The organism is Leptolyngbya sp. FACHB-36 (genome assembly GCF_014695955.1).
Taxonomy (GTDB): domain Bacteria; phylum Cyanobacteriota; class Cyanobacteriia; order Leptolyngbyales; family Leptolyngbyaceae; genus FACHB-36.
Genome location: NZ_JACJPG010000085.1, coordinates 1 through 2,218, shown reverse-complemented (window position 1 = coordinate 2,218; position 2,218 = coordinate 1). Strand labels below are relative to the sequence as shown.

The following is a 2,218-nucleotide window of genomic DNA, read 5'->3' as shown; positions in this document are numbered from 1 at the left end:
AGGGTCACGTTACCATCGCGAACGATCACCGTGTCCTCAAGTCCGATCGTCACCACCACGTCATTCTCATCACTCGCGTAGACGAGCGCCCCGTGCGTATCGAGGTGGACGTGTCGCCCCAGTTCCACGTTAGGCTGATCGGTCTTGAGCAGGCGATCAATGGCGTTCCAGTCGCCCAAGTCGTCCCAGCCAAAGGAGGCAGGCAGGACAAATGCCTGCTGGGTTTTCTCCATCAGGGCATAGTCGATGCTGATTTTAGGCAGGGTGGAATAGGCGGCAAGTCCGTTTGCCTCTAGCGGTCCTAGGATGTCGGGAGCATAAACCAAAAGTTCATCTAGCGCGACGCTTGCCCGGAAAATGAACATGCCGCTGTTCCAGCAAAACTGTCCAGATTCAAGAAACTGCTCGGCAGTTGCGCGATCGGGCTTCTCGGTAAAGCGACTAACGCGATAGGCTGCACAGCCTGTATAGGTGCCCGCGGGTTCGCCCTGCTGGATGTAGCCGTAGCCTGTAGCGGGGTAGCTAGGGGCAATGCCGAGCGTGACGATCGCGGGTTGCTCAGCCGCCAGTTCTGCCGCCGCCTGTAGGGTGGCTCGGAAGCCTTCCTCGTCTCCGATCCAGGGGTCAGCCGGAAAAAAGCCAACGACGACATCACGCCCGTAGCGCTGAGCCACTTCTAGTGTGCTCCAGGCAACGGCAGGGGCAGTATCGCGTCCTTCGGGTTCTAGCAGCAAATTGCTCTCTGGTAGCTCCGGCAGTTGTTCTCGCACGCCATCCGCAAGATGCGCTGCCGTTACGACCCACAGGTCTTCCCAGGTTCCAACTAGCTTTAGGAGGCGATCGGCGGTGGCTTGCAAAAGACTTTTGTTGCTGCCATCCAGGCTCAAAAACTGCTTGGGTTTGCTCCGGCGGCTGAGGGGCCAAAAGCGCTCTCCTTTTCCGCCTGCCAAAATTACAGGGACCAAAGCTGGGGTAGTCATCGGTGCGATCGGCTCCGTTTGGGGTAGAGGGTGGACGACAAATAGCCGTAATCCTAATTAAATGCCCAGACTGGGTTGTCAGTCCTCTCAGTATCTTCTCGGATTCTGCACGTTGTCCTGAAGGTCAGCTCTCTAGTAGACGGAACTTCATACTTCAAGCGTAGAAAAAGAAGTTGCCTTTACATCATGCCCCAGTCGCTAAGATCGCTCTTAAGATTGTCTTAAGGATTAACCGATAAATTGGCGTTAGATTTGCACACATTGAGGTTTGAGGCTTAACCCATTTGATCGAAACTGCTTGAAACTCTCAAGGTTCCGTGAAGCAAGTCTGACTGTTTTTAGAGGACGATCCTCGCATCATTAACTACCTGCCATTGAACCGCTATTTCATCAGGAGCTTCATCATGGTCGTTGTGCGCCGTGTTTTCAACCAGGCCTTGACAGAAGTGGTACAGCTCTTGAAGTGCACTGCCGTATGTCTCCTTACGTCACCTCCGCAGAATCCAAGCCAATTGGAGTGCTGTGCTCATGTGTAATCTTGCCGCTTGTGGAGCAGAAATTGAGTTAGCCGTAGACGTGTTTGCAGCCCGCGATCGAGTGTTGCTGAGTCACCTTGAAGACGCACTGGGGGGATTGCCCAATCCTAAGTGTGCTCGCTCCATTCTAATAGCAGCGATCGAGCACGTCGCTGAGGTAGATGTGCAAACCTACGGCTGGGTAGTCCAAAATATCGCTGGATGGGCGTTGCTGTCTGGTCAATCTGAACGGGCGATCGACGACGCAGAACTGCCAGCACAAGACGGTGTCTCCTGCTACTCACTCGGCTTAGAACGGCAGCCACACTAGCCACCAGCCGCGCCAAATCAGGTTCCGATTATCGTCTTATCGTCGTATTGTTGCCCTAACGCAATGCGAGAGAAGTGCAGCGACTAAAGAAATGGCGCATCAGTGTGCGCTATTAGACATCCCGAACCTAGAAGATGCCCTATGATATTCGCGTTGCGTGGAGATCACGAGCAGCCATTCATCTCTGTAAGTAGGGATTTACTCACAGTCGGACTTTAAAAGCTAATTTCTATTCCTTTTGGCACTATACAGAGCCTAAAGAGGTAATTACTCTACTGTTAGTCGACGGTGATATTACGGATGAGCCAAATCAAAGGAATCGTTGGACTCATACTTTGCTGGGAGTTCGCAAAATCTATTCGGCTCATAGTGTTTATTGGGTCACGGTTTTT

General features: G+C 52.8%; 2 protein-coding genes. One reads left to right on the top strand and one right to left on the bottom strand.

What is annotated here, in order from left to right:
- A partial coding sequence (locus H6F43_RS01210) for a mannose-1-phosphate guanylyltransferase (RefSeq protein ID WP_190340202.1) occupies positions 1 to 980 on the bottom strand: 980 nt, incomplete at its 3' end.
- Positions 981 to 1,508: 528 nt separating this feature from the next.
- Here H6F43_RS01210 and H6F43_RS01205 point away from each other — a divergent pair.
- Positions 1,509 to 1,826, top strand: coding sequence for a hypothetical protein (locus tag H6F43_RS01205; RefSeq protein WP_190340201.1), 318 nt, complete (start codon positions 1,509 to 1,511; stop codon positions 1,824 to 1,826).
- Positions 1,827 to 2,218: the final 392 nt, after the last annotated feature.

What these genes read in the sequence shown, in the direction of transcription:
- H6F43_RS01205 (WP_190340201.1), top strand. Translation starts at nt 1,509, where the DNA reads ATGTGTAATCTTGCCGCTTGTGGAGCAGAAATTGAGTTAGCCGTAGAC.